Here is a 3,560-nt window from a genome sequence, read left to right as displayed (position 1 = left end):
GCCGGAACCGTGCCCGCCTTGCGCTCGAACTTCAGGTCTTTGAGCGGGTAGCGCTTCAGGCCGGTCGCCGTTGCCTCGTCGGCTTCGAACATGCCGCCGGAGGCGGGGAAGACCCGCACCCCGCCCTCAGTGTCCACAAACGACACTCCCAGGCTCATCCCCGCACCCAGGCCGTGCCGGTCCACCCCCGCTGCCGCCAGCTGCTGGTCATACGACAACGCCACCGACGCATCCAGACCCGCACGCCCGCCGAGGGCCACCAGCGGCAGAGTCATCCGCCACAGACCCGTCCGCTCATCCACCATCCCCGCAGCAGCATCACCCAGCGGCACCGAACCCGACACCCCAGCCGGCACCCCACCACCCGGCGTATCGGCAGCCACCGCCGACACCACCGGAACCGCCGCCACCCCCATCACCACAGCCGTCGCCAAAGCAACATGACGCAAAGCATGACCAGCACGCCGGGGCGTGGATGCAGCCGCACGTGCATTTCTGCTTGTGTTATCCGTCGAAACGGACCGAGAAGCCATTAACGGACTCCCTGCCATGAGCTATCAAGGGGACAACAGGCGTATGGCCTCCAACCAACCCTGTCCTGATCCGGCGCGGTGTCCTCCAACTAGCCATCCTCCTGTATCAGCAGCGCTCGTACGGGGGACTGTCAAAGAAGCGCTGTAACTCCGATCATGGAGGATTGCGCCTGTGACCATCGAGAACATAGGCAGCATGGCCCGCATCTCCTGCCCGGCGCCGACGGGGTCGCCAGAGCGGAGCCCGCGGCTCTGCCAGGGGGGTGTGCCGCGGCGCGAAGTATGCGGACTCGTGCTCCCACCGCTGGTGGTATCGGGCGACCAGGGCTCCGGCGGGGTAGCGGCGTGCGTCGGTCAGGGTGGTGGCGAGGCGATAGGAGTCAGTGAACGAGGTGCCGTTCTTGCAGGTGTCACGGTGATGGTCGCTTCGACGATGCGGACCGGGACGGTCCCGAGGACGGACAGGCAGGATCCGTCCGCGGGGCGGGCCAGGACCGGGGTGCGGCGGTTGGCGCGGATCCGGCCCAGGAACTGGGCGCCGACCACGGCGGACAGGAAGGCGTTGGCGTCGAAGCCCTTGTGCATAAGGCCAGCATGTCGGGGCGCAGGTGGTCAGCAGTCGGCCCCGTCGGTCGCGGTGGGGCCCGAGCACTGCTCCGGTCAGGGCCCGGGTGCCGGTCACCCCAGGGTCATCAGCTCCACCATGGGGTAGCCGCCGCGGCTCTGCGGTCCGAGCCACTCCACATTCCTGTCGCTCTCGGGGACCTTGATGGAGCTGCAGCGGTCAAAGGAGACCGTCCGGAACGGTCCGAACCGCACGCCACGTGTCGTCGGCCGGGCCAGCGGCCCAGCCAGTACCCCGGACAGGTTCCGCATCGGCGCGGCACCGATGCGGCGACAGGTCTCGCAGGGCCTTCGCGGTCGGCCACGCGATCTGCAGCCCTGCCCCTGTCAGCGCTGCGGTCAGCTTATGCCACACCAGCCGGTAGTCGGCCTTTCGGAACAGGCACATCGCGAGCACGAAAATACATCCCGGCCCGAGAGGGCAGATCCCGCAGCCGGCGCTGCACGGTCAGCGTCTCTTCCTGGACCGCGTCAACGAGTTCGAAGGGCAGCACCTGGGTTGGGCCAGCTCACCCAGATGACCGGGAGCGAACCAGCCTCCGGCCACCGTGAACCGGCGGGACACGGTTGTCACACCAGGCGGCAGGGCACAATGACGTACAGGCAACGGAGCTCCGTGGGTGGCAGCACTCTTGGCGGACTACCTGCTCCAACGGGGCTCCGTTGCCCGCTTTCACCCGGCGTCGCAACGCCTGCCACTCGCTTGCCGCTGGCACGAATGCGTTAACTACCCGGCCTTAGATCAAGCCCAGGTCAAGGCCCCACGCCTGGCTCCGCTCACCTGTGGAACGGGCCTTCGCACGGCTCAAAGCCTGGCGGATCTTCCGCAAAGCCCGCGTCAGCCCCAACCGACTCACGTCAATCGTCAAGGCCGCCCTCACCCTGGAGAAGCAACGCTGAAGAACCTTAGCTTGGCGTTTAACCCCGTTGTGTTTGGTGTTCCTTGATCGATTCGGCGCGTTTGATGGTTTTGCCGACGTCGTGGCGCTTGGCCCGTTGCTTGTTCTTCCCAGCCGGGAGGCCGGCCGGGCCCGGGCTTGGTTGGTTTCGGTGCGGCCGCTGGACGGGATGCCGTCGCGCGGATGTTGCGGAACCCGCGACGGACCCGGGCGGGGGTGAGGCTGCGGGGTTCGGTCGCTGGTCGTTCCCAGGGGCGGCGGAGGTCCTCGGCAAGGACTCGGGCGAGGCGAAGCTGGGTGTGTGCGGCAATGATCAGCCAGGTCCACAGGTCGGCGGTGTCCGCGTGTCGGACCTTCGGGCGTGTCCAGCCGAGTGTCTGCTTCATCAGCCTGAACGTGTGCTCAAGGTCGAACCTGCGCAGGAACGCCTGCCACCAGCGGTCCACGTCCGCGCCGGTGGCGCCGGTGGCCGAGCACCACAGCCACACCGGCTTGGGGGCGCGGTCACCCGGCAGGCGCTCGGCCTTCAGGCGGATCAACGTGCCGTGCAGGACGGGCAGTTCCTTCTCGGCATGGTTCAGCCAGGGTCCGCGGTGGGTGAGCCGGGGTGCATCCGTTGCCAGGCTCTCGCCTCGGCGGTGCCGTAGCGAGTGGTGTCCGTGGACGTGGTCACCCCGGGGCTGTGCCAGGTCCCGGGCCGCGACAGGGCCAGGACCCCACCGTGCCGGCGCGGGCGGCCGCCCCTGGGCCCGGACCGGGCCGGGCCAGGGTCTCGGAGCATCACCCGGTCCGAGCGCAGACGCCCGGGCAGGACGACGGGCAGGTCCGCCAGCGCGTGCGGCAGGCAGGCGACGTCATAGCCGGAATCCATGACCACGAGGACCTCGGGATCTCCGGGATTCCACTGCCCGGCATGAAGCAGCCGCCCGACGGTGTCACGGAGCTGGTTGGCCGTGACCGCAGTCGCGTCGTCGGCCGGCCCCAAACGCACCGCGTCCAGCATGCCGGCCCAGGAGGTACGGCCCGTTTCCAGCGCGGCGACGAAGGAGCAGGGCCAGCCCGGCACGAATTGGTCCTTGCTCCGGGCACCACGTCCGCAGACGTGGCACAACAGGCGGTCGTCGCTGGTCGCAGCGCCGGGACGGAGCCAGTTGCTCACGTCAGCGGCCAGCACGATCCGCCCGTCGGCCGCCATCGGCAGCGGCAGGCCGGACAGCGCGCGGCGCAACCGCGCCGGCTCCGCCCAGCCCCGGTCCAACGCCGCGTACATCGCGCCGTGCCCACGCCGGTGCTCGACCGCCAGCGACAGCTCGACCAGCGTCTTCACCGGCCCGTCCGCACACAACACCGCGTCCGTGAGCTCGAAGAGCGCATCCGCCCGCTTGTACAGGGATTCGCAGAACTCGCCCCGAAGACCCTGGTGGCTAATTCGGCGGCTGGTCAGGCTGCGAGAGTGAGGTTGAGCCGGGCGAGGTGGCTGGTGCGGGTTCGGTCGAGTGGATGA

Annotated in this window: 5 protein-coding genes and 2 pseudogenes; 1 reads left to right on the top strand and 6 read right to left on the bottom strand. The window is 69.1% G+C overall.

The genetic code is table 11. The annotated features are described in order from the left end of the window. The 5 genes from AC07DW_RS33805 to AC07DW_RS33785 form a co-directional block, all read right to left on the bottom strand. Positions 1-434 (bottom strand): hypothetical protein (locus AC07DW_RS33805; protein ID WP_478861435.1); only part of this gene is annotated, 434 nt, incomplete at its 3' end. 453 nt (positions 435-887) lie between these two features. Continuing rightward, positions 888-1,118 (bottom strand): hypothetical protein, encoded by a 231-nt coding sequence (locus AC07DW_RS33800; protein ID WP_478861434.1) that lies wholly within the window; start codon positions 1,116-1,118, stop codon positions 888-890. A gap of 93 nt (positions 1,119-1,211) precedes the next feature. Further along, positions 1,212-1,352 carry a hypothetical protein gene (locus AC07DW_RS33795; protein ID WP_478861436.1) on the bottom strand — a complete coding sequence of 47 codons (141 nt, stop codon included), beginning with the start codon at positions 1,350-1,352 and terminating at the stop codon, positions 1,212-1,214. Next, the gene (locus AC07DW_RS33790; protein ID WP_478861433.1) at positions 1,318-1,554 is read right to left on the bottom strand and encodes a transposase domain-containing protein; all 237 of its coding nucleotides are present in this window, start codon (positions 1,552-1,554) and stop codon (positions 1,318-1,320) included. The genes AC07DW_RS33795 and AC07DW_RS33790 overlap by 35 nt, the downstream gene beginning before the upstream one ends. Next, positions 1,502-1,651, bottom strand: a complete 150-nt coding sequence (locus AC07DW_RS33785; protein WP_478861432.1) for a transposase domain-containing protein — start codon at positions 1,649-1,651, stop codon at positions 1,502-1,504. Before AC07DW_RS33785 ends, AC07DW_RS33790 begins: the two co-directional genes overlap by 53 nt. 280 nt (positions 1,652-1,931) lie before the next feature. On the opposite strand from AC07DW_RS33785, the pseudogene AC07DW_RS33780 reads away from it, so the two are divergent. After that, positions 1,932-2,057: pseudogene (locus tag AC07DW_RS33780) on the top strand (IS5/IS1182 family transposase); the annotation flags it as partial. Between the two features lie 18 nt (positions 2,058-2,075). Here AC07DW_RS33780 and AC07DW_RS33775 read toward each other — a convergent pair. After that, positions 2,076-3,500 (bottom strand): annotated as a pseudogene (locus tag AC07DW_RS33775) (NF041680 family putative transposase). Between the last annotated feature and the right edge of the window lie 60 nt (positions 3,501-3,560).

It is taken from the genome of Streptomyces sp. NPDC045701 (assembly GCF_056432045.1).
This window is presented reverse-complemented; position numbering and strand designations above follow the sequence as displayed.

Excerpts from the sequence above, each read along its gene's own strand:
- AC07DW_RS33800 (WP_478861434.1), bottom strand. The coding sequence starts at position 1,118 with ATGCACAAGGGCTTCGACGCCAACGCCTTCCTGTCCGCCGTGGTCGGC.